At 70.1% G+C, this 23,488-nt stretch carries 18 protein-coding genes and 1 pseudogene; 4 read left to right on the forward strand and 15 right to left on the reverse strand.

The features are described 5' to 3' along the window. Position 1 precedes the first annotated feature (1 nt). Entirely contained in the window at positions 2-1,315 is a 1,314-nt protein-coding gene (locus OWM54_RS01200) for a hypothetical protein (RefSeq protein ID WP_267696382.1), read from the reverse strand. A 278-nt stretch (positions 1,316-1,593) separates the two neighbouring features. Here OWM54_RS01200 and OWM54_RS01205 point away from each other — a divergent pair, with 278 nt between their 5' ends. Continuing rightward, the gene (locus OWM54_RS01205; RefSeq protein ID WP_267696383.1) at positions 1,594-2,262 is read left to right on the forward strand and encodes a class I SAM-dependent methyltransferase; all 669 of its coding nucleotides are present in this window, start codon (positions 1,594-1,596) and stop codon (positions 2,260-2,262) included. A gap of 15 nt (positions 2,263-2,277) precedes the next feature. On the opposite strand, the gene OWM54_RS01210 is transcribed toward OWM54_RS01205, so the two are convergent. The 8 genes from OWM54_RS01210 to OWM54_RS01245 form a co-directional block, all read right to left on the reverse strand. Next, complete coding sequence (locus OWM54_RS01210) at positions 2,278-3,696, reverse strand: RICIN domain-containing protein (protein ID WP_267696384.1); 1,419 nt, start codon at positions 3,694-3,696, stop codon at positions 2,278-2,280. Between the two features lie 192 nt (positions 3,697-3,888). After that, positions 3,889-4,887 (reverse strand): cysteine synthase A, encoded by a 999-nt coding sequence (locus tag OWM54_RS01215; protein ID WP_267696385.1) that lies wholly within the window; start codon positions 4,885-4,887, stop codon positions 3,889-3,891. Positions 4,888-4,943: 56 nt separating this feature from the next. Beyond that, on the reverse strand, positions 4,944-6,176 hold the full coding sequence (locus tag OWM54_RS01220; protein WP_223749999.1) for an ABC transporter permease: 1,233 nt from the start codon (positions 6,174-6,176) through the stop codon (positions 4,944-4,946). Between the two features lie 4 nt (positions 6,177-6,180). Further along, the gene (locus OWM54_RS01225) at positions 6,181-7,419 is read right to left on the reverse strand and encodes an ABC transporter permease (protein WP_223750000.1); all 1,239 of its coding nucleotides are present in this window, start codon (positions 7,417-7,419) and stop codon (positions 6,181-6,183) included. Further along, positions 7,416-8,171 (reverse strand): ABC transporter ATP-binding protein, encoded by a 756-nt coding sequence (locus OWM54_RS01230; RefSeq protein ID WP_141328993.1) that lies wholly within the window; start codon positions 8,169-8,171, stop codon positions 7,416-7,418. The genes OWM54_RS01225 and OWM54_RS01230 overlap by 4 nt, the downstream gene beginning before the upstream one ends. After that, complete coding sequence (locus OWM54_RS01235; protein ID WP_223784386.1) at positions 8,168-9,436, reverse strand: efflux RND transporter periplasmic adaptor subunit; 1,269 nt, start codon at positions 9,434-9,436, stop codon at positions 8,168-8,170. The genes OWM54_RS01230 and OWM54_RS01235 overlap by 4 nt, the downstream gene beginning before the upstream one ends. Further along, positions 9,433-10,776 (reverse strand): TolC family protein, encoded by a 1,344-nt coding sequence (locus OWM54_RS01240; protein WP_223750002.1) that lies wholly within the window; start codon positions 10,774-10,776, stop codon positions 9,433-9,435. Before OWM54_RS01240 ends, OWM54_RS01235 begins: the two co-directional genes overlap by 4 nt. Beyond that, positions 10,773-11,480: a YIP1 family protein gene (locus tag OWM54_RS01245; protein ID WP_223750003.1), complete on the reverse strand. Its 708-nt coding sequence runs from the start codon at positions 11,478-11,480 to the stop codon at positions 10,773-10,775. The genes OWM54_RS01240 and OWM54_RS01245 overlap by 4 nt, the downstream gene beginning before the upstream one ends. 229 nt (positions 11,481-11,709) lie before the next feature. On the opposite strand from OWM54_RS01245, the gene OWM54_RS01250 reads away from it, so the two are divergent. Continuing rightward, positions 11,710-14,301 (forward strand): AAA family ATPase, encoded by a 2,592-nt coding sequence (locus tag OWM54_RS01250; protein WP_267696386.1) that lies wholly within the window; start codon positions 11,710-11,712, stop codon positions 14,299-14,301. Between the two features lie 106 nt (positions 14,302-14,407). On the opposite strand, the gene OWM54_RS01255 is transcribed toward OWM54_RS01250, so the two are convergent. Further along, a complete protein-coding gene (locus OWM54_RS01255; protein WP_267701223.1) occupies positions 14,408-14,770 on the reverse strand; it encodes a hypothetical protein in 363 nt (120 codons plus the stop codon). Between OWM54_RS01255 and OWM54_RS01260 the strand changes: the two genes are divergently transcribed. Continuing rightward, on the forward strand, positions 14,700-15,626 hold the full coding sequence (locus OWM54_RS01260) for a Rossmann-like and DUF2520 domain-containing protein (protein ID WP_420715306.1): 927 nt from the start codon (positions 14,700-14,702) through the stop codon (positions 15,624-15,626). The genes OWM54_RS01255 and OWM54_RS01260 overlap by 71 nt on opposite strands. On the opposite strand, the pseudogene OWM54_RS43205 reads toward OWM54_RS01260, so the two are convergent. Then, a pseudogene (locus OWM54_RS43205) lies at positions 15,619-16,934 on the reverse strand (hypothetical protein). The gene OWM54_RS01260 and the pseudogene OWM54_RS43205 overlap by 8 nt on opposite strands. A gap of 223 nt (positions 16,935-17,157) precedes the next feature. Between OWM54_RS43205 and OWM54_RS01275 the strand changes: the two are divergent. Continuing rightward, the gene (locus OWM54_RS01275; RefSeq protein ID WP_267696389.1) at positions 17,158-20,385 is read left to right on the forward strand and encodes a hypothetical protein; all 3,228 of its coding nucleotides are present in this window, start codon (positions 17,158-17,160) and stop codon (positions 20,383-20,385) included. Here the strand turns inward: OWM54_RS01275 and OWM54_RS01280 are convergent. From OWM54_RS01280 to OWM54_RS01295, 4 genes are read right to left on the reverse strand one after another with little or no spacing between them, the layout of a single operon-like run. Then, positions 20,382-20,984 (reverse strand): hypothetical protein, encoded by a 603-nt coding sequence (locus OWM54_RS01280; protein ID WP_267696390.1) that lies wholly within the window; start codon positions 20,982-20,984, stop codon positions 20,382-20,384. The genes OWM54_RS01275 and OWM54_RS01280 overlap by 4 nt on opposite strands. Before the next feature lie 30 nt (positions 20,985-21,014). Next, entirely contained in the window at positions 21,015-21,575 is a 561-nt protein-coding gene (gene nadD / locus OWM54_RS01285; RefSeq protein WP_046713480.1) for a nicotinate (nicotinamide) nucleotide adenylyltransferase, read from the reverse strand. A 14-nt stretch (positions 21,576-21,589) separates the two neighbouring features. After that, positions 21,590-22,261 (reverse strand): hypothetical protein, encoded by a 672-nt coding sequence (locus OWM54_RS01290; protein WP_223750008.1) that lies wholly within the window; start codon positions 22,259-22,261, stop codon positions 21,590-21,592. Between the two features lie 16 nt (positions 22,262-22,277). After that, on the reverse strand, positions 22,278-23,459 hold the full coding sequence (locus tag OWM54_RS01295; RefSeq protein WP_267696391.1) for a DUF1343 domain-containing protein: 1,182 nt from the start codon (positions 23,457-23,459) through the stop codon (positions 22,278-22,280). Between the last annotated feature and the right edge of the window lie 29 nt (positions 23,460-23,488).

Consider the following 23,488-nt stretch of genomic DNA (forward strand, 5'->3'; position numbering starts at 1 on the left):
CTCAGCTCGCTTCCGGGGTGACAGGGGTGGACACGGGGGCCGCGCTCGGGGCCGCGCCGGGCTGGGACAGGTCCGACAGGAACGCGCGCACGCTCGCGCGGGTGGAGAGCACCATCAGCCCGAGCAGGCCGGCGAGGATCTCCAGCGTGTAGATGAGGCCCGTGTAGCCCTCCAGGATGACGGCGCCGGTGGGCACCAGCAGCGCCGCGGCCCACAGCCCCGCGAGCACCGACGTGCGCTCCTTCGGGAACAGCCACCGGGCATACGCCACCACCGCCGCGCCCAGGCCCAGCGCGCTCACCGCATAGGCCACGTAGAAGTTCATGAAGGCCGCCAGGTACGCGAGCAGCACGAAGAAGAAGCCGTACACGGCGGCGAGCAGATACGACTCATGCAGCGCGAGCTGCCGCTTGTGCCTCAAGCCCAGCGCCGCGAGCAGCGCCACCAGCACCAGGAACGGCACCCACGCGCGCCCCGCCATGCGCGACACCATCGAGTCGAACGTCTTCTCCGACGGGAGGATGACGCCCAGGTTGACGCCGGACTCGAGCGACTGGAACGCCCAGTCCAGCGTGACGGTGTCGCTGCCCGCCTGCACGGACGACGCGGACAGCACGCCCGCCGGATAGTCGTAGTTGTCCCCGCCCTCGACGGCCAGGTGCACGCGCACGTCGCGCGCGGAGAGCGCCGGATCCAACTTGTAGATGAACGAGTCGAGCCCTCGCGCGCGGTAGCGGATGACGAAGCGGGCCGTGGCCCCCTTGGCGATGCGGCCCGTCCAGACGAGCCGGTTGCCGGACTCGCCCAGGTCCAGGCTGGCTTCCTTGCCGTCCACCAGGAACTGGAGCTCCGACAGGAGCACCTGAGACTTGTCCATCTCCATGGGGAAGATGAACGCCACGTCGATGTCGTGGCCCTCGCGGTTGACCACCGCGTACTCCGCGCCCAGGTTGAAGTCGAAGCCGGAGAAATAGCGCAGGCCGCGCTTGCGGTAGTTCATCTTCGCCAGCACCTCCACGTGCTGACGGTCGAACGCCAACGGCTTGAGCTCCGTGAAGATGGTGCCGCTGTGCACGTAGCGCAGCGACGGCGCGGGCTGCACCACGGGCGCGCCCCACCGGTCCTCCACCCCGGCCGCCAGCTCCGAGTTCGCGAAGTCCGTCCGCCCCGCCACCTGACCGGCAATCACCGCGGTGGCGAAGACGACGATGAAGAGACTGCCGAAGACGTGGTGCGCGACGAGCCACCGGAACGCCCCGCGGATGGGGCCATCGGACGTCCTCGGAGCACGAGGCGGGAAGGCAGGAGGATTCATGCGCCCAGACTCGTCCCGCGCGGTGCAACGCGGATGGCGCACCCGTGCGCTTCCCGAGGAATGTTCGTGCGGATTTCGTGCAAGCCCTCGTCACAGGCCCCGGAGGTGAGTGCGCGTCGACCCGCACGCGTCGAACGCGGCTGAGCACACCTCGCGACGGAGTCCTCTCGGACCACACCGGCCGCCCCGACTGTGACTTTCCGCGCCCGTCGCGCGCACCGCGCCCGTCGCTGTCACAAAGTTGTCAGCCGCCCCAGGAAGGGGCTCAAATCCAGGAAATGGAGAGAGTCGAGGAGATCTACCAGGGCTTCGTGGTCGATCATCAGCTCGAGCGCGCGGGCCTCTTCGAGGTGCTCCGCGAGCGTTACGTGGCGGTGGACACGGTGCTGTACCCGGGGTGCTTCGTGCACATCACCCCGTCGTTCTTCTTCCAGCACGTGGTCTACGTGGACCGCAACGATCTGGCGCAGGGCTTCTTCGCGAACAAGGACGGCGTGCTGCGGAAGATCAGCTCGCGGCAGCAGTACGCGCAGAAGGCCTACGTGCGCTTCGTCGCGCAGGACTTCACGCAGCCCATCCCCATCCTGGACGAGAGCTTCGACCTGGTGCTCTCGCTCTACGCCGGAGGCATCGCCCGCGCGTGCGGGAAGTACCTGAAGGTGGGCGGCCTGCTGGTGACGAACGACCACCACGGCGACGCGGCCGACGCCGCGGCCGAGGAGAACCTGGCGCTCGTCGCGGTGGTGAAGGAGCTGCGCGCCAAGTTCACCTTCAGCGACCAGGAACTCGACACGTACCTGGTCCCCCGGCAGGCCACGCGGGGGCCTCGCGCGTCACGCTCCGAGGGCCGCCCCGAGTGGACGCGCCACGCGGACTACTACGTGTTCCGCAAGACACACCCGGGCCCCTCGACCCAGGAGCCCGGGCGATTCTCCGCCCCCCACTGAGCGCGCGGACGTGCGCTACCGCGGCTCCAGTCGGAACTGCTGGCAGTCGTTGTTGGACCAGGTCCACTGCTGCAGCACGGTGCCGTTGGTGCTCGAGCCACAGTTCGTCACGTCGAGCACCTTGCCGCTGTGCCGCGCCTCGATGCGGACGTAGCCGCCGGACGTCGCCACCGCGCGGAACTGCTGGTTGGCGCCGCCGCCATAACCCCACTGCTGGATTCCCGCGCCGTCCGCGGTGCTCACGTCCCGCACGTCCAGCGCCTTGCCGCTGTGCAGGGAGACGAAGCGCGAGTAGCCGCTGTCGGTGGGCTCCACCCCCCAGATCTGGCTCGCGCCGGTATGGCAATCCCACTGGTGGATGGTGGCGCCGTCCGCCGTGCTGGGCCCGTCGATGTCCAGGCACCGCCCGGTGCTCTTGTTGACGATGCGGTAGCGCTGCGTCGGGCTGCCTTGCGCCGCGTTGTAGATGGCGAGCAGCAGCGACGTGTCGTTGCGCGTGTCCTGGCTCAGCTCCCAGATCATCACCCCGCCGCCCTGCTGCAACGCCAGCCGCGTCTTCGCCTGGATGGTGGCGATGCCGTTGTAGAAGACGTCGCCCACGTTGTCCTTGTACGGCGCCTGCGCGTCGCGAGCGACCAGGTCCGCGTAGCCGACATACGACGACGGCGAGCGCCCGTAGAACGGCACGCCCAGCACCGCCTTGGACGCGGGCAGCCCCCGCCCCTTCCAGTAGTTCAGCGACTGCACCGCGTAGTCGTACGTCGAATGCGGCTGGCCGCCGTCGTACGCCATGATGTTGAGGAAGTCGAAGTCGGTGAACGTCGACGCGGGGACGCCGTCACCGTAGTAGCCGTTGGCCACCACCGCCGCGGTGAGCAGCTTGCCGCGAGCGCGCATCGCCACGCCGAGCTCACGGATGAGCGCCGCGAAGTTCTGCGCGGACGCGCCCGGGTCCGGGTACTCCCAGTCGATGTCCACCCCGTCCAGACCCGCCGTGGTGACGTAGCTCACCAGCGTGTTGACGAACGTGGTCCGCGTGCCCGCGCTCGCCGCGAGCTGCTCGAAGGCGCTGTCGTCGCCGTTGTTCCACCCGCCCACCGCGATGAGCACCTTCACGCCACGCGCGTGCGCCGCGGTGACGAGCGAGCGCAGCCGCGCATCCGTCGCCCCAGGGCCCGTCAGCCCACCCCACGCCGTGGGCACCACGAACGCGTAGTTGATGTGCGTGAGCCGCTCGTAGGGAATCGCGTTGACGTCCCCCGCCCACGTCGGGAAGTAGCCGACCACGCGCGTCGCGAGCGCCGCGTCCTCCCGTCGCTCCAGCGATGCGTCCCTCGGCGCCGCCTCGTCCGGCGGCCCCGAACACGCCATCAGCACCACCGCCAACACCGCTTCGAGGACCAAGGCCCTGGATGTGAATCCCGTGCGCGACATGCGGACTCCCTCGTGAGCCCCCGCCCCGACGCGGGACGGATGGGTCGCGCACCTGTAGCGCCGCCGCAAACCCGCAACAACGGTTTTTCCAGAAACCAAAGAAAGACTATCCAGTCCTGCCGGACGTTTGGCGAGGGCCTGGAGCCTCTTGCGGGGACGTCCGTATTTTCGGCGGGGACTGCACGGCGGGCGTCAGCGGGCGTCGGTGGGGAGCGGCTTCACATGGAGCTGCTTGGACGCGAGGAACTCCGCGTTGAAGACCTTGGATGCGTAGCGGCTGCCGTGATCACACAGGAAGGTGACGATGCGCAGGCCCTTCCCCGCGTGGTGCCGCGCGATTTCATACGCGGCGCGCACGTTGAGCGCCGCGGAGGTGCCCACCACCAGCGCGTCCTCGCGGGCCAGGTGGTAGAGCATGTCGAGCATCTCGCCGTCGCCCAGCCGCATCGCCTCGTCCACGCGAGCGGCCTGGAAGTTGGCGGTGAGTCGCATGATGCCGATGCCCTCGGTGATGGAGGAACCCGACGACTCCAGCTTCCCCTCGCGCACGTAGCAGTAGAGCCCCGAGCCCGCCGGGTCCACGAGCACCACGCGCACGGCGGGGTTCTTCTCCTTGAGGAAGCGACTGACGCCGGACATCGTCCCGCCGCTGCCCACGGAGACGACGAGCACGTCCACGTGCCCCTCGCACTGCTCCCAGATTTCGGGCCCGGTCGTCTCGTAGTGGAAGTCGCCGTTGGCCGTGTTCTCGAACTGGTTGGCCCAGAACCAGCCATGCGCCTCCGACAGCGCGCGGGCCTGGTGGAAGAAGTGGGCCGGGTTGGCGAAGGGCACGGGCGGCACCTTGCGGACCTCCACGCCCATGGCCTCCAGGTACTCGTACTTCTCGCGCGCCTGGTTGTCCGGCATCGTCACCACGACGCGGTAGCCACGCTCGCGGCCGAGCAGCCCCAGGCCGATGCCCGTGTTGCCCGCGGTGCCCTCGACGATGGTGCCGCCGGGCTTCAAGAGCCCCTGCTCCTCCGCGCGGCGGATCATCCCCTTGGCGGCGCGGTCCTTGATGCTGCCGCCCGGGTTCATGAACTCCGCCTTGCCCAGGATGTCGCAGCCGGTGACGCGGCTGAGCGAGCCGATGCGAAGCAGCGGGGTGTTGCCGACCGAGTCCCACAGCGAGCCGATGCGAGGCGCCATGCCCCCTCCCCTAATGGAGTCCGGGGAGGGAGGCAACCGGCCAGGTCCGCTTGCGGCTACTCGTTGCGCATCGCCTCGACGGGGTCCAGCTTCGCGGCGCGGGCGGCCGGGTAGATTCCGAACAACAGGCCCACCCCGCAGCTCATCGACAGCGCCAGGGCCACGGCCCACGGCGGCACGGACATGGGGAAGCCCACCATCCAGTCGCCCAGGAACACCAGGCCGAAGCCCAGGCCCACCCCCATGGCGCCGCCCAAGAGCGCCAGCAGCACCGCCTCCGTGGCGAACTGCCCCAGGATGCGCCGCCGCTTCGCGCCCAGCGCCTTGCGCACGCCAATCTCCCGCGTGCGCTCCATCACCGACACCAACATGATGTTCAGGATGCCGATGCCGCCCACCACCAGCGACAGCAGGCACACGCCCACGCCGGCGATGGTGATGACCTGCGAGAGCTGGTTGAACGACGCCGTCACCGACTCGTTGGTGTGCAGCTCGAAGTCGTTGGCCTCGTCGGGCGCCAGGTTGTGCCGGCGGCGCATCAGCGTGGCCACCTCGTCCTGCGCCTTGCGGAACAGGCCGGGGTCCTTCGCCTGGATGTCGATGTCCAGCGAGCGCTCCTTGCCATAGAGCTGCTGGAACACGCGCAGCGGGATCATGGCCTGGTTGTCCAGGCTCACCATGCCCAGGAAGCTGCCGCGCCGCTGGAGCACGCCAATCACCCGGAACGGCCGGCCCTTCAGGCGGACCTCGAAGCCCACCGGGTCGATGCCGGGGAACAGCTCGTCCGCCACGTCCACGCCCAGGATGATGACGTTGCGGCCGTCCAGCCCCTCCACCTCGTTGAAGAAGCGGCCGGACTGCACGGACACCCCGCTCACCGCCGGGTACGTCGTGGACGCGCCCATGATGAGCACCGCGGGACGCGTCTCCTTGCTCACCGTGGACACCTTCTGCCCGCCCTGGTCGTCCGAGGGCGCCACCAGCCCCACCGACGGACAGAACTGCTCCAGGGCGCGCACGTCCTCCAGGGTCATGTCCGGACGCTTGGCGAACTTGGCCCAGTTGAAGCGGCCGAAGCCGCCCGCGGGCCACTTGGTGAGCTGGAAGGTGTGCGCGCCCAGGCGGCCCAGGTCGCGGTTCACCTTGGTGCGCAGGCCCTCGATGAGCCCCATCATGGTGATGACCGTGGCCACGCCGATGACGATGCCCAGCAGCGTGAGCAGCGAGCGCAGCGGGTTGCCCAGGAACGTGCCCAGCGCCAGCCGGAGGTTGTCGAAGAAGGCTCGCATCGGCTCACTCGTACCGGAGGGCTTCCACCGGGTCCAGGTTCGCCGCGCGCGCCGCCGGCCAGATGCCGAACAAGAGGCCCACCAGCGCCGCGAAGAACACCCCGCCCAGGATGGTGCCCGTCTGCACGTCCGCCGCCAGGGGCGTTATCAGCGACACCACCTTGGCCGTCCCCAGCCCCACTGTCGTCCCCAGCAGGCCGCCCACCGCGGACACGCTGGCGGCTTCCATCAGGAACTGCACCACGATGGTGCGCTTGCGCGCCCCCAGCGCGCGCCGCACGCCGATCTCCCGCGTCCGCTCGCGCACCGACACCAGCATGATGTTCATGATGCCGATGCCGCCCACCAGCAGCGTGATGAGGCCCACGCCCACCGCGACGCCATACAGCGCGCCCGTGAGCTGCGCGTACGTCTGCGCCATGGCCTCCGGCTTGTTGATGTTGAAGTCGTCCGGCTCACCCGGCGTCGTGCCGCGGATGCGCCGGAGGATGCCGATGAGCTGGTCCTCGGCCGCGCGCACCTGGCCCGCGTCCGCCACCGCCATGGCGATCTCGAACGGGCGCCCCTTGCCGAAGCTGCTGTAGAAGGTCTTGAAGGGGATGATGACGAGCAGGTCCATGCTCTGGTTCACCACCTTGCCCTTGCGGCTGAGCGTGCCCACCACCTGGAAGGAGCGGTTGTCCACGCGGATGGTGCGCCCCACCGGGCTGATGCCGGGGAAGAGCCGGTCCGCCACGTCCGCGCCCAGCACCGCCACCGGCCGCGTCACCTCTTCGTCCGCCTCCGTGAGGAAGCGCCCGCTGGTGATGTCGAACCCGGAGATGCTCAGGTACTCGTGGTTGACGCCCTGGATGCGCACCGTGGACATCTGCTCGCTGGCGTACGACACGTCCGCCAGCCGCGACACCGACGGCGACATCGCGCTGATGAAGGGCGCCATGGAGCGCAGCCGCTGCACCTGGTCGAGCGTGAAGTTCTTGCGCCCGCGGTACTTCCACCAGTCGCCCTTGATGATCATCGGGTACTTGCTCACGTAGAGCGTGTTCGCCCCGAAGCTCGCGAGCTGCCGGTGGAAGGACGTGTTGAGCCCCTGGATGATGCCGACGATGGCCAGCAGCGTGGCCACGCCGATGCCGATGCCCATCGTCGTCAGCACGGTGCGCAGGCGGTTGGCGCGCAGCGAGAACAGGGCGATGCGCGCGCCCTCCAGGATGTCCACCCGAAAACCCGCCCAGTGCTTCATGCGCCCCCCGCAGCCATCGCCGCGGCGTTGCCCAGCGCCACCTCGCGCCCCGGCCCGTCGGCGACGATCTCACCGTCGCTCAGGCGGATGGCCCTCGGACACCGGGCCGCCAGCTTCGGCTCGTGCGTGACGAGCACCAGCGTGTGGCCGGCCTGGTGCAACTGCTCGAACAGCCGGACGATCTCCTCGCCCGTGGCCGAGTCCAGGTTGCCCGTGGGCTCGTCCGCCAGCAGCATGGACGGCTCGGACACCAGCGCGCGGGCAATCGCCACGCGCTGACGCTGACCGCCCGACAGCTCGTTGGGCCGGTGGTGCATGCGGTGCGTGAGCTGCACCTTGTCCAGCGCCGCCTTCGCCCGCTCCCGCCGCTCCTTGGCGGGCATGCCGCGGTACACCAGCGGCAGCTCCACGTTGGCCAGCGCCGTCTCCTTCGGCAGCAGCTGGAACGTCTGGAAGATGAAGCCGATCTCCACGTTGCGGATGACGGCCAGCTCGTCGTCGCTCATGCGCGACACGTCCTTGCCGTTGAGCATGTAGCGGCCGCTGGAGGGCGTATCCAGGCAGCCCAGCACGTTCATCATCGTGCTCTTGCCGGAGCCGGACTGACCGATGATGGCCACCCATTCGCCCCGGCCCACGCCGAAGGTGACGCCTCGCAGCGCCCGCACCTCCTCGCCACCGACGTGGAAGACGCGGGTGATGTTGTCCACCTGGATGAGCCGGCCATCGCCGGCGCCGCTGCCGTGGCTCACGACTTCCGCCCGCCCTTCATTCCGCCCGGACCGCCGCCCTGCTCGGGCTCCTGCACGTTGTCCCCGTGGTTGAGCTCCTTCGACAGCGTGCGGTAGGGGCCCTCCACCACGCGGTCTCCATCGTTCAGCCCGGAGAGGATCTCCAGCTCCGTGTCGGACGCGATGCCCGTCTGCACCCGCCGCACCTGCGCCTTGTTCGCCGCGTCCACCACGAACACCACCTTGGCCAGCGACTCGGTGCGCCGCGCCTTGAGCGCGCCGCCCTCGATGGGCTCCTTGTAATCGGGCAGCGTGCGCTCCGCACGCACCGTGACCGCCTGGATGGGCACCAGGACGACGTCGTTGCGCGTCTCCGCGGAGATACGGGCCTCCGCGCTCATGCCCGGCAGCACGCCCGGCGGGCGCATGTCCAGCGCCACCGTGACGGGGAAGCTGGTCACCTCGGCCTCCGTGCCCTCGTTCTTGATGAGCGCCTTCTGGGCGATCTCCACCACGGAGCCCGCGAAGGTCTGCCCCTCCAGCGCGTCCAGCGTCACGTCCGCGGGCTGGCCCGGCTTGAGGTGCACCACCTCGTGCTCACCCACCTCGAACTTCACCTCCATGGCGGACAGCGCCGCGATGGTCATCACCACGTCCTCGGCCAGCTCCGAGCCACGCACGCGCTCACCCACCTCGCGCGACAGCTCGATGACGTTGCCGTCGATGGGCGAGAACATCGTCGTGCGCGACAGGTCCGTCTGCGCCTGCTCCACGACGGCGACGTTGCGCGCGAGCAGCTGCCTGGCGGACGCGAGCCGGGCCTCCGCCGTGTTCTTGCTCGCCTTGGCGACGTCCAGCTCCGCCCCGGACGCCAGGCCCTTGGTCACCAGGCCCTCCACGCGTCCGAGCTCCTGCGTGGTGCGGCTGACCTCCACCTCCGCCACCTGGGCGTCGGCGCGCGCCGCGTTCTGCGAGGCCATCGCCTGCTTCAGCGCCGCCTCGTAGACGCGCCGGTCGATGCGGGCCAGCACCTGGCCCTTCTTCACCGCGTCGCCATCCTTGACCAGCAGCTCCACCAGGTCTCCAGAGAGGCTGGAGGAGATCTTCACCGTCGTGGCCGCCTGCACCTTGCCCGCGCCGGTGATGGTGCGGGTGATGGTGCCCTTGCGAGCCTTGGCGATCTGCACCTCCTGGGACGGCGGGGGACGCTCCTTCAGGCCTCCCGCCGTGATGGCCGCGGCACCGAGGAACAGCGCACCGGCGATCACACCCTTCCACCACTTCATTTCGTCTCTCCCGGGCTCATCAGGGCGCCCATGGCCCGCATCAAGGTGAAGCGGGCGATTTCGACATCGATTCTGTTTTCCAACAAGCTCAGCTCCGCCTGCGTGAGGCTGAGCTGCGCGTCACGGACCTCCAGCGTGGAGCCCGCACCGGCCTTGAAGCGCTCCTCGGCCAGGTTGAGTCCCTGGACGGCGGCCTCGCGGTTCTCCGCGGCCAGCCGGGCGGCGACGATCTGCGCCTCCAGCGACTGGTGCGCGGTGCGCACCTCGGCCTCGATCTCCCGCGCGGACTGCGCCAGCTGCAGCTGGGCCTTGCGGATGTTGGCCTCGGCCCGCTTGGTCTGCGCGGGGGTGATGAAGCCGTTGAAGATGTTCCAGTCCAGGTTGAGGCGGGCGATGACGTTGTTCTGCAGCCGCGGCTCGGTGAAGACCTGGCCGGCGTCCGGGCCCTGGCGGGTGTAGAGGCCCTGGGCCGACAGCTTCGGGATGTAGTCCGCGCGGGCGATGGCGCGCTCCAGCTCCGCCGCGCTCACCCGCGCCTCGAGCGCCTTGAGCAGCGGGCGCTGCTCGCGGGCCACGCTGATGGCCTGCTCGATGGTGGGCGCGGGGCCGGGCTCCGACTGGAGCACGCCCGGGTCCACCGCCTCCACGGGCTGGGTGCCCGGACGCGTCAGCCACACCGCGAGCTGGCCCTGGTCCGTGACGAGCTGGCTGAGCGACTGGACGAAGGAGATGCGATCATTGCCCAGGTTCACCAGGGCGGAGATCTCCTCCACCTTGCCCACGCGGCCGGCCAGGAACAGGGAGCGGGCGCGCTCGAGCTGCTCCTCGCTGCGCTTGACGGTGGCGTCCAGCACCTGGCGGGTGGCCTGGGTGCGGAAGAGCGTGAAGAAGCGGCGGATGGCCTCCAGCTCCGCGGTGTCCGCCTCCTCCTTGGCCTGGCTCGCCTGCGCGTCGCGCAGCACCCCGGCCTGCTCCAGCTGCTTCCAGAGCGCGCGGTCATAGACGCTCTGGCTCAGGACGGCGCCCAGGTCGTAGTCGCCCGTGCTGGTCGGCTTGGACTCGACGGAGATCTGCACGAACTCGCCGGGGTTGTTCACATCCGGCACCAGGTCGAACTGCTGCCGGCGGCCCAGCCAACGCTTGCCCACGAAGCCATTGATGGAGAGCTGGGGCAGGAGCGCGGAGCGGCGGATGTTCACGTCCTGCTGGCTGACCTCCAGGTCCTGGAGCGCCGTGAGGGCGGTGGTGCTCTGGCGGCCCTCCTCGCGGGCCTGCTGCAGGGTGATGGGCGTGGGCGCGGGGGACGCGGACAGGAGCGTCGCGACGATGAGGGCGTTCATTGGCCACCTCCCGCCGAGCCGGGCAAGCCCACCATCATGACGCCCGCGAACATCGCGTAGAGCGCCAGGGACAGCAGCAGCGCGCGGGTGCGCGGCATGCCGGTGGCGGCGGAGAAGCCCAGGCCGAGCAGCGCGGTGCTCCAGAGGTTGAAGAAGTCCACGGTGGAGGCGACGCGCGCCATCTTCGGGCTCAGCTCCCCCAGGAACGCGCCCAGGTGGGACGGGACCAGTTGGAGCACGCGCGAGACGGAGACGGTGTGCTGCGCCGCGAGGCAGCCGGTGAGGATGAGGTGGTACAGCGCGATGGGCAGCAGCGCGATGGCCGCCACCGACATCAGCTTCTCGAAGTGGACGGGCCGGTCGAACAGCCACGACACGACCCAGAGCATGGCGGCCAGCAGCAGCGCCATGAACGGCATCACGAAGACGCCCTTGGCGATGCCGCCCACCAGCGCCTTGCGGGAGGCGGTCTGGATCTTGTCGCTCAGGTCCGCCTCGGAGATGGTCGCCATCTCCCCGGAGGACTGGAGCTCACGGATGACATCCGGGGTCGCGTCCCAGCGCAGGGAAAACAGCGTCCCGGAGGCGGACACGCAGAGGGCGAGGATGAGGAGGGGCCAGACCCAACGGCGGGCTTCGACGGCGGCGGGCGTCCCCTCGACAGGGTCGATGAAGACGCGCACGGGTTGGACGAGTGAGGTCATAAGGTGGGTGGTCTCGGAGGGAAGTACGGCAGTCCCCCTCAGGCAATTGCTCGGCCAGTCGAAATTCCGCGGTGAACGGGCAGCCAGCCGGCCGAATTCCATCCGCATGGAAGGTCGGGCGGCTTTCTACTTCAAGGATTCCGCAGACCTGTAGCAACCTGTTGCGGAAATTTTGCCGTCGGGATCGAGAGGGTGTATTCCGCTCGGCTGCACGCCTGCCGGAGCTCGAATGGTCGAAAGCACGGATCTCGCCCAGGTCCTCCAAGAAGCCAACGACATTGCCCGGAGCGTGGCCCAGAAGCTTACCTCGGCCCACGTGCTCCTGGCGCTGTTCACGGTGGAGAACCGGGCGCAGCTGCTCCTCAAGGAGCGGGGCGTGGACGAGGATGCCCTCCTCCAGCTGCTCACCGCCGCCCCCGCCGAGCACGACGGCCTGGTCCGCGAGCTGCGGGAGAAGGCCCGTGAAATCGCGGTCAGCTGCGGTTCCCAGGAGGCGGACTGCCTCCATCTGCTCATCGCGGTGACGCGGGTGCGCTGCGGGGCCCAGGAGCTGCTGATGCACGCGGGCCTGGATCTGGCGACGCTGCGCACCACGGCGGTCTCCTACTTCGTGAGCGGGCGGATGCCGCGCAAGCTGCAGCCAGGGCGCACGCACGTCACCACCTCGCGGCCGGTGCAGAGCCGACCGCTCGGGGCGCCGCCGTCTCCCCTGCCCTTCTCCGCGGTGGCGGTGAGCCTGCCGCGCCCGATGCCGGCCGCGCCGCCGAAGCCTCCTCCCCCCGCCCCCCCGCGCGCGACGACGCCCGCGCTGTCGCCTCGCGACCTCATCGACGTGGACGAGGAGCCGCAGGAGAAGGCCGCGCCCCCCGCTGCCGCTCCGCCGCCTCCGGCTCCCGCTCCGACCGCGCGCGTCACGCCCACCGTGACGCCCCCGGCGCCGACGTCGGCGCCCGTGGCGCGTCCCACGCCGCCCCCCGCGCCCGCTCCGGCGGCGCGTCCCGCCCAGGCGGCCGTGGCGGTGGCGAAGGGCCCCTCGATGGCGCTGGACCCCAAGGCGTTCCCGCTGCTCACGTCGCTGGGCCGCAACCTGAGCCAGGCGGCCCGTGAGGGGAAGCTGGACCCGGTGGTGGGCCGCGCGCGCGAAATCGAGGAGGTCATCGACGTCCTCGGCAAGCGCCGCACGAACAACCCCTGCCTCCTGGGTGAGGCGGGCGTGGGCAAGACGGCGGTGGTGGAGGGCGTGGCGCAGCGGCTGCTGGGGCTGCGTGGCGGGCTGGCGGAGAAGGTGGTGGTGGAGCTGGACATGGCCTCGCTGGTGGCGGGCACCCAGCTTCGCGGCTCGTTCTCCGAGAAGCTCAACGCGTTGAAGGAGGAGGTCCGCCGCGCCGAGGGGCGCGTGATGGTCTTCATCGACGAAATCCACACGCTGGTGGGCGCGGGCTCCACGGGCGACGGGCCGCAGGACGCGGCCAACGAGCTGAAGACGGCGATGGCGCGGGGTGAGTTCCCCTGCATCGGCGCGACGACGCACGACGAGTACCGCAAGTTCATCAGCGCGGACCCGGCGCTCGAGCGGCGCTTCACGGCGGTGGTGGTGCATGAGCCGTCGGTGCCGGAGACGGTGGAGATCCTCCGCGGCATCATCGGCCGGTACGAGGAGCACCACGCGCTGCGCTATCGGCCGGAGGCGCTGGAGGCCGCGGCGTCGCTGGCGAGCCGCTACGTGACGGACCGGTTCATGCCGGACAAGGCCATCTCGGTGGTGGACCTGGCGGGGAGCCGGTGCCACCGCGAGGGGCGTGACGTGGTGGAGCCGTCGGACGTGGCGCGGGTGGTGGCGAAGCTCGCGGGCGTTCCGGAGGAGCGGCTGCTCATGAACGACTCGGCGCGGCTGCTCCGGTTGGAGCAGGACCTGGGCGAGCGGGTCATCGGACACGAGGAGGCGATCGCGCGCATCGCGCGGGTCATCCGTCGCAACTACGCGGGCTTCGCGTCGCGGCGCCCCATGGGCAGCTTCCTGTTCCTGGGCCCCACGGGCGTGGGCAAGACGGAGATGGCGCGCGGGCTGGCGGAGGTGCTCTTCGGCAACCGCGACGCGCTGGTGCGGCTGGACATGAGCGAGATGTCGGAGGCGCACGGGGTGTCGCGCCTCATCGGCTCGCCGGCGGGTTACGTGGGCCATGGCGAGGGTGGCCAGCTGACGGAGCCGGTGCGTCGGCGTCCCTCGTCCGTGGTGGTGCTGGACGAGATTGAAAAGGCGCACCGCGAGGTGCAGCTGCTGCTGCTCCAGGTCCTGGAGGAGGGGCGGCTGACGGATGGCAAGGGTCGGCACATCGACTTCTCGAATACCGTCATCGTGCTGACGACCAACCTGGGCGCGGAGGCGTTCTCGCGCACGGGTCGTCCGCTGGGCTTCGGGCAGGAGAGCTCGGGCGCGGCGAGCGCGCTGGAGCACGCGGCGTCGGCGGCGCGTCGGGCGCTTCCGCCGGAGTTGTGGAACCGCATCGACGAGCGGCTCCCCTTCCGTCCGCTGGAGGAGGAGGAGGTCGCGCGCATCGCGACGCTGCTGCTGGAGGAGAGCAGCAAGCGGCTGTCGACCGAGCGCGGCATCGAGTACGTGGCGGGCGACGACGTGGTGGGGCACCTGCTGAAGTCGGGCGGCTTCGACCCGCAGCTCGGCGCGCGTCCCATGCGGCAGATGGTGCAGCGGCTGGTGGAAGGACCGCTGGCCGAGCGCATCCTGTCCGGTGAGTTCGGCGCGGGAGACCGCGTGCGCGTCGCGCTCCACGCCGGACAGCTCGCGTTCCAGCGGGAGCGATGAGTCAGCGCGCCTCGCGGAAGCGAAGTGCCCCGAGGAAGGAATCCTTCCGGGGCCGCGCGACCGCGAAGCGCCCCGCGTCCGCCAGCGACGGGGGGATAGAGCCTCATCAGGAGAGCTCTCCAACGACCCTCGAGACCGTCATCGGCGCCGCGCAGGCCGAGGTCTCATCGAAGAGACCCGGCGAGAAGCGAGCTACCAGCACCACGAAGCGGTCCGCATTCGCCAGCGCCGCACAGGCCGAGGTCTCATCGAATAGACCCGGCGCGAAGCGAGCTACCAGCACCACGAAGCGGGCAGCCCCCTCAGGCGTCGAGCCCACGGAGGCAGCGCAGGAACTCCCCGTCGCGAACCGCGTCAAAACGCCCGCTACGCCTCCTGTCGCCACCAGCGCAAAGCGCGTGAAGCCCCCGCGACGAAGCACCTCCGCGAGCCACACCACCAACATCCGCCCGGCACCCGGCAGCGTCACCAGCGCACCGACTCCACGAGCCACACGCTCAGCGAAGCGTCTCCCCGTCGTCATCGTCGGAACAGGTCGCCTCGGCGGAGCCCTCGGTCTCGCGCTGAGCGCGACGGGCTGGCCCGTGACGCTCCACCCACGCGGTGACGAAGGTCGTCGGCGGATCGCAGCACTCGGCCTGAAGCCATCGACACCCGAGGACTTGCGGCGCGCGCGGCTCATCCTCCTCTGCGTCCCGGATGCGGAGGTCCCCCGCGTCGCGAAAGAGCTCGCCAGCACCCTGCCCCGCTCCGTCGCCCTCGTGCACACGGCCGGAGCGCTGTCACTCCAAGCCCTCGGCGAGCCACGAGGCCGCGCCCTCGGCTCGTTCCATCCGCTCTGCGCCGTGTCGTCCGCGCACGACTCGCTCGCCGGCCACACCGCGTCCATCAGCACGCGCTCCAGCCCCCTGCGCGAAGTGCTTCGCCACATGGCCGAGGACGTGAAGCTCGAAGCCATCGAGGTCCCCGAGGCTCACCGCCCCGCCTACCACGCGGGCGCGGTGATGAGCGCGGGGCTCGTCGTGGCGCTCGCCGACGCGGCCGTCGCGGCGCTCGGCACCGCGGGAATCGCGCCCGACGCAGCACTCCGCGCCCTGCTGCCCCTGATGCGCTCCGCGCTGCGAGGCATGGACGCACGCGGCCTCGCCGGGAGCCTCACCGGTCCCATCGTCCGGGGCGATGCGGGCGTGGTCGGCGCGCACCTGGATGCGCTCCCGGACGACCTCGCCCCCATCTACCGACTGCTGTCGCGGCGCGCGCTGAAGCTCGTCTCGGAGAGACTCAGCCCTGAATCGCGCGCCGCGCTGGAGAAGCGGCTCAGGTGATGATGAGCGAGCCCTGAAGGCCCTTGCGCACCGAACCCAGGGCGCGCTCGGAGGCGGCCTCGGCCTCGGTGAGGCGGCGCAGGCACAGCTCGCCCTTGCCCTCACCCACGCCGCGCTTCAGGTCCGACAGCAGCGTGAGCGAGGCCTGGAGCATCTCCTTGCCCTGCGGCGTGTCGTTGACCGGCTTGCCCGCGGCCGTCGCCACCGTCTCGCCGAACGTCTTGATGCTCGTCGCGAGCTTCTGCGCGTCGAAGCTGGCCAGCAGCGGCTTGATGCGCGTGGGGTCGATGCGGATGAGGCGCAGCGCGCCCACCCGAGCGAAGCCCGGGTGCAAGAGGCCGATGTCGCTCATCTCGAACGCGCCCAGCAGGCCCTCGTCCGGCGCGCTGTGCGCGTGCGGCACCACGTCCACGAACAGCGGCAGCGGGTCCGCGCCGTTGCGGAACAGCTCCAGCTCCTCGTCATCCAGCGGCGGGAACGTGGTCGGCGCGCCGATGAAGAGCAGCGGCAGGACGATGTCGTGCCAGAAGTCCTCGGGCGCCGAGCCCGTGCCGTTCACCGTGGCGAACAGGTGCACCATCAGCTCCGCCAGACGCGGGGCGCGCTCGGCCTGCTCGATGAGCGACTTGCTGGGATCCAATCGCTGCAGGGACTGGACGATCTGCCCCTCGAACTGCTGGCGAGCCTCGGCCGGCAGGTCCTGCGCGCGGCCCAGGGCGGCGCGCACGTCACGGGCGAGCACGTCCGGCTTGGTCTCCAGCGCCGTCTTCGCCTTCGCCGGGTCCACCACGACGAACTGCAGGAAGCCCGGGTCGAACAGCCGCTGGTAGTCCACGGGCGTCAGCTTGGGGGCCTGCCCCCCCAGCGCCTGGGCCGGGTTGGTGCCGAAGCGGGCCTGGCCCAGCGAACGCGGATGTCCCCCGCCAGGTCGTCCAGCCGGCTCAGCTTGCTCTGCCCCAGCGCGTCCATCGCCGCGCCGAACGGCGACAGCATGATGATGGCCTCGGGGAAGCCCAGCGTGGCGCCCTCGGGCGAGTCCCGGTTGGGGAACCAGAACGCCTGATGCTCCATGATGAGGCGCATGGCGAAGGCGCCGGCCAGGCCCAGCGCCAGCGTCTGGTGCTCGGGCTGGTTCACCTGGAACGGGCCACCGAGGACCTTCGCGACCGCCTTCTCCACATCAGCCCAGGGCGCCTTGAGCAGATCGATCGGCTTGCCCTCGGCCTTCTCGAGGGCCGCGGCGACCTGGAGCTGCGCCTGGTGGACATGCTGGGGAACAGGATGCGCCTGGGTATCCGGTTGGGACATGGAGGAATCCGAAATCGTAAGGGAAGCGGAGGGCCTCCCCTTACCGTGAAAAACGCGTTCGTGGCTACGAATTGTGGCCAGTAGGATGGCTCCCATGCCTGCTACCCGCCGGCCCCTCCGCTGGCACGCCTGGGTCGTCTGTCTCCTGCTGACATGCTGGGGGTGCGCTTCCGTCACACCCCGTTTTCCCCAAGACATCCAGACGTCCTTCGCGCGCGACTCGATGCGGAAGCTGACGACGGAGTCACTGGAGCTCTATTACCCGGAGCACCTGCGCGCCTCCGCGTTGCGCATGGCGGCGAGGCTGGAGGGCTGCGTGGAGCGGCTGCGCGGCCACACCGTGCGGCAGAAGCCAAGGGACAAGGTCCTCGTCTACCTGACGAGCGCGAACTTCAACAACGCGTACGTCGTCCCGGACTACGCCAGCGTCCCCCAGCAGATGGTGATGCCGGCGCACATGACGCTGGAGCTGTTCCACCTCTTCGGGCTGGGCGAGGTGGACGTGGGCGACGTGGCCTGCCACGAGGCCGTGCACTACGTGCAGCTCCAGCAGGCGGACGGGCTCTGGGGCTTCCTCAACACCTTCACGGGGGGCCTGTTCCAACCCAACACCTTCACGGAGTCCTGGTTCCTGGAGGGCCTGGCCACGTACTACGAGGGCCGCTTCGGCAAGGACACGGGGCGTCCGCACAGCCCGGTGTGGCGTGGCTGGTTCGAATCGGTGGTGCAGGCGCGTGACGGCCGGATGGACCCGGGGTTCCTGTCACCGGAGAACCGCGCGTTGGATCCGTTCGGCGGCAACTACCTGACGGGCATGCACTTCGTGGAGTACCTGGCCTCGCAGTACGGCGAGGAGAAGCTCTGGAAGCTGGTGGATGACCAGGGCAGCACCATCATCCCGCCCCTCGCGGTGACGCTGCGCTTCAAGCGGGTATACGGCCGGGACATCGGCTCGCTGTTCGCCGAGTTCACCAAGAACCTGCGTGAGCAGCTCATCGTCCGCGAGCGCCCTCCGACGCAGACGGTGTGGCAGCGCGACGCGGGCTACTTCTCGCGGCTCGCCTCGCATCCGGACTCGGGGACGACAGCGCTGGTGAGCGTGGGGCGCACGGAGTATTCGCGGCTGACGGTGCGCGAGAAGGACGGGCGCGTGCGCTTCGAGCGGCCCTTGGTGGAGTTGCTGCCCTTCCGCCGCTGGGTGCTGGGGACGTCCACGCTGGTCAGCGGCATGTCGTTCAGCGCGGATGGCGCGTGGCTGTACCTGGTCATGGCGGACCTGAACGCGGTGGGCGCGTACGAGGCGAAGCTGTGGCGCGTGGACGCGCGCTCGGGCGACGTGGTGCGCGTCTGGGATGGCCTGAAGGGCATGGGCGGGAGCATCACCCCGGACGGCAAGGCGTATGTCTTTGTCCACGTCGAGGGGGACACCGCCAACCTGCGGCGGCTGGAGTTGGACACGGGGAAGCAGGAGCCGCTCACGAGCTTCGAGGCGAGCGCCCCGGTGGGGCCGCCCTCCGTGTCTCCGGATGGGAAGCGCATCGTGTTCCCGCTCGGCGGGAGCCAGGGCTGGGACCTGGTGATGCGCGAGGAGGATGGCCGACTGCGCTGGCTGACGCGAGATGGGCAGTTCAACTACTCGCCGCGCTGGCTGGACGCGGAGCGCATCGTGTTCCTGCGGGAGTACGAGACGCGCCTCCAGGCGCACGTGATGAACGTCGACACGCGAGCGTTCGAGCGAATCACCGACGCGCCCTTCCTGGTGCTGGACGTGAATCCCGTGGGCACGAAGGAGGTGACGTTCCTGAACAGGGATGGCACCGCGTTCACCATCGACCACGCGCCCATGGTGGACATCCCCGAGCGACAGGCCACGGTGGCTCCCGTCATTGCCCCCGCGGGGACGACGTCCTCGCACGCCGAGGCGACCTCGGAGGACTCGCCGATGAGCCCCCCTCCGCTCACCGCCGCCCCCACCGGAACGTCGCCGTCGGAGCAGGGCGCCGCGTCATCGATGCCGGGGCAAGATGTCACACCGGCACCGGCTCCTTCCCCACCGGATGCAGCGCCGCCAACGGGCGAGGGCGCGTCGACCCCGGAGACGGGAAACGTGACGTCCGAGGCAACGAGCCCGCCCGGTCCGGCGAACACGCCCGTCGCCAACGAACAGGCACCCGCGGGGAGCGAGCCACCACCGAGCGACTTCACGCCAACGCCCTTCCCCGCCGCGCCCGATGCCCCTCTCGCGGAGACCGTTCCCACCGCGCCGCCGCCCATCGCGGTGCCGCCGTCGACCGTGCCCGTCGCGGACCTGGGAGACCTGGACGCGCCCGTGGTCGCGCCGCCTCCGGACCCCGGCAAGGCCGTCACGGTCCTCGGCGATGAGCCCTACTCGACGCTCGAGGGCTTCCTCATCCCCGAGTTCCGTCTGCCCTACGTGTGGCTCGCGACCGAGAGCGAGGACTCGGACGACCTCATCTTCAGCGGCGGCCTCGCGCTCGCGGGACAGGACCAGCTCGGCTTCCACGCCTACGCGCTGTCCTTCGCCTACAGCACCCAGGACAAGGAGCCGAACGTCGCGCTCGCGTACGGCAACGCGCAGCTCGCGCCCTGGTATCTCCAGGCCTCCGTGTCGCGCCTGCGCGAGAACGAGCGCACGGACCTGCAGGCCCTGGCCTACGCGTCGCGCACATTCTGGACGACGCCCGTGACGATTGGCGTGCTCGCCCTGCGGCGCGAGTACGACGCCGTGGGCCGCTTCCCCGGCCTCGTCACCCGGCTGATCGGTCCGGAGGTCTCCACGTCCTACTTCGCGGGCGATGCGACGTCCTACGGCGGCCTCCAGCGCGGACTGGGCATCAACCTGAGCGCCGCCATCTATCCGGGGGCCTTCGCCCTGGACTCGACGGTGGGTGATCTGCGCGTGGGCCTGGACGCGTTCCTCGCGGGCTTCTTCATCGGGAGGGATCACCTCCAGCTCTCCGCGGTGGGCCGCTATCTGCCCGGCGCGCCCGAGGGCCTGCTGGAGGTCGGCGGTCTCACCGCGGGGCAGACCTGGTACAGCAGCCGCCGCTCCACGGAGACGCGCCCCCTCCCCCTCCAGCTCCAGCCCGGAATCGCCTTCAGCGAGTACGTGCGCGGCTACGAGGACATCACCCTCCGCGCGAAGAACGCGATGGTCGGCACGGCGACGTATCGCTACCGCATGCCCATCGACTACGGCTGGGCCTCCACGCTGTGGCTGTTCCCGTCGCTGTTCGTGAGCAACCTCCAGCTCGAGGTCTTCGGGACGCTGGCGCGCACGGACAACCGGGACAACCACGGGGCCTTCGGCACCGCGCTGTCGCTGCAGTCCACCATCGGCCAGTCGGTGCCGTTCTCCATCTTCTACCAGTTCGCCCGTCGCTACGACGATGGGCTGGGAGACCTGCACCTCGTGGGGTTCGGCCTCTAATCGCGGAAGTGTGACTCCGCCACGGACGCGCCCCAGCAGCACGCGTCCTCGCCCTCCGCATCCGCGGGGAGCGACGTGTGCAGCGGGGCGCCCGGCTTCACGTCCGCGAAGTAGAAGAGGTTCCGAGGCACCAGGACGAGGGCGCGGTCTCCCTGACGCGTGCGCAGGGTGAGCTGGCCGAGCGTCGGCGCGGACAGGTCCGCGGCACCGTCCGGGAAGAACGTCTCCTGCCTCGGAGGCTCGAACGCGCCGCCCACGTTGCAGCCACCGTCCTCCGTGAAGACATCCACCTCACGCAGCCGGCAGCCCTGCCCCGCCTCGAAGCGGAACACCGCCTGCAGCCGGGTGAAGTAGCAGTCGGGAGTCCCGCAGTCCGCGCTGTGGACATCCGCCATCACCGACAGGCGCACGTCGCCTCCCGCGAGCGACTCCACCATGCCGCCGCGCGTGAAGCGCTCGAACAGCGAGGCCTTCGCGCAACCGGAGGACGACGACGGCTTCACATCCACGGCACGCGACGCGCAGTTCGTCAGACACAGCAGAAGCACGAGGGAGCACAGGGCACGCGTCAGCGACATGCCCACGGTCATATCAAGCACGGGCCCTGATTCCTGGCGAACCGCCACGACCTACCGCGCGCGGCCCAGCCCGTACAGCCCCGCCGCGCGGGCATGGGCCAGCACTCCCGAGGGCACCAGGTCCGAGGGCTCCTTGCCTCGGGCCAGCAGCTCGCGAATCTCCGTGGAGGACACCTCCGCCAAGGGAGGCCCCACGGTGTTGGGCGCCGGATAGCCCGCGCGGTACAGCACCAGCACGCGCGACATCGCCTCGATACGGTGGAAGTCCTTCCAGTGCGGCAGGTCCCTCAGGATGTCGCTGCCGATGATGATGGACCAGCGCACGTCCGGATGACGCGCCACCAGCAGCTCGAGCGTGTCCACCGTGCGCCCCGTCAACCCCGGCTCGCTCTCGATGCGCGTCGTCCTCAGCCAGCCCGAGGTCTCCCGACACATCGCCTCGCACATCGCGATGCGGTGGTCGAAGTCCTCCATCTGCTTGCCGAACGGGTGCTGCCAGGACGGCATCAGCCACACCTGGTCCACGCCCTGCGTCGCGTGCACATACGAGGCGGCCATCAGGTGCCCCACGTGCGGCGGGTTGAACGAGCCTCCAAGCAGCGCGACCTGCACGTCAGGGCCTCACGTCACTTCAAGGTCAGCTTCGGGGACTTCTTGTCCAGCGTCAGCACGCGGGGCTCCAGCACCACGTGGCCATCCAGCCGGTACGCGGAGAAGCGCAGCTCCCGGTCCACCCGGTCCAACAGCGCGCACGTCTGCTCCGCCGCGCCCACCAGCCTCCCCGGCGTCAGGAAGTAGCGCGGGCCAATCTGCACCACCTTGGGCTCCGGGTCCTTCCCATGGATGAACACCAGCGCGTTGAGCAGGTCCTCGCGCGTCAGGTCGTTCTTGTCGTGCACCACGCAGCACAGCGTGTCGCCCAGCAGGTCCATCGCCTTGTTGTTGATGGCGGGGTCCCGATACTGGAGCGAGTCCCGCTCCGGCACGCGCACGAAGCGCTCCATCACCAGCCGCCGGTCCTCCTCGGAGGCCACATCCGCGGGGGCCTCGCCCCGGGACGGCGTGCGGGGCAGCGCGTCCTGGCTGCCCAGCCACTGGCTCACGTCCGCCAGGAAGTCCGCGTCCGAGTACTCCCGGCCGCCGCGCGACTTCTGCCGGCGCCAGAGCAGCCACTCGTCCAGGTCCGTGTAGCGCGCGCCCGTGAACAGGAACCGCCGCGCCCCCAGGGAGCGCAGCAGCTCGTAGGCCGCATCGAAGGCTTGAAGGTCGCCGTGGCTGTCGGAGAAGACACCAATCACGTGGAAGGTCCCACGCTCAAGCGTACAGCAGGTAGGGCTCCCTGTGCCCGGCGAAGCGCTCGGATTGGGCCTGGAACCCCTCCATCAGCCGGTCCAGGCTCCACCCCTCCAGGATGCCCCGGCGCACCTGGTCCGTCCCGCACAGCAGGTCGAACGCCGGCACGTCCTCCACGAACTCGTACGCGTCCGCCCGCCAGTCGAACCTCCCCGGGCCGATGTCGTGCAACGCCTGGAAGATGGCGATGCCCGTGCGCAGCGGCTGGAACGTCCGCCGGTCCGTCACGTGGATGAAGGCCCCGTTGCAGGACTCACCCCGGTACTTGTCGAACGTCGGCGTGAAGCCCACCGCGCGGAAGGCCACCCCCGGCAGCTGCTCCTTCGCCAGCCGCGCCAGCAGCGCGTCCGTGTCCACCCAGGGCGCGCCGAACTGCTCGAACGGGCGGCACGTCCCACGTCCTTCGGAGACGTTGGTGCCCTCGCCCAGGCACATGCCCGGGTACACCAGCGCCGTGTCCGGCGTGGGCATGTTGGGCGACGGGGAGATGAACGGCAGGCCCGTCTCGGACCAGAACTGCTCGCGGCGCCAGCCCTCGCACGGCACCACCGTCAGGTCGCAGCCGAAGCCCTCCTGAGCGTTGAACAGCCGCGCCAGCTCCCCCGCCGTCATGCCGTGACGGTTGGGCAGCGCATACAGGCCCACGAAGGAGCGGAAGCCCTCCCCCACCAGGTTGCCCTCCATCGCCACGCCGTTGAGCGGGTTGGGCCTGTCCAACACGTAGAAGGGCACGCCCGCCTTCGCCGCCACCTTCATCGCCAGGGCCATGGTGTAGACGTAGGTGTAGTAGCGGCTGCCCACGTCCTGGATGTCGAACACGAGCGCGTCCAGCCCCTTGAGCCACTCGGTGCGCGGGGACAGCGACTCGAAGGTGGAGCCATAGAGGCTGTGCACGGGCACGCCCGTGCGCCGGTCCTTCGCCTCGTCCACGGCGACCATGTACTGCGCCTCTCCGCGCACGCCGTGCTCGGGGCCGAACAGCGCCGCCAGCGTCACGCCCGGCGCCTGGGACAACAGGTCCGCCAGGTGCCGGAAGCGCGAGTCCACGCTGGTGGGATTGACGATGGCGCCCACGCGCTTGCCCTTCAGCGCGCAGAAGCCCTGCTCCACCCAGACATCCAGTCCCGTCTTCACCTTCGTCACGGTGATTCCTTCCTCGCGCGAGCCCAGGC

Origin of the sequence: Myxococcus sp. MISCRS1 (assembly GCF_026626605.1) — a bacterium.
Lineage (GTDB): Bacteria > Myxococcota > Myxococcia > Myxococcales > Myxococcaceae > Myxococcus > Myxococcus fulvus.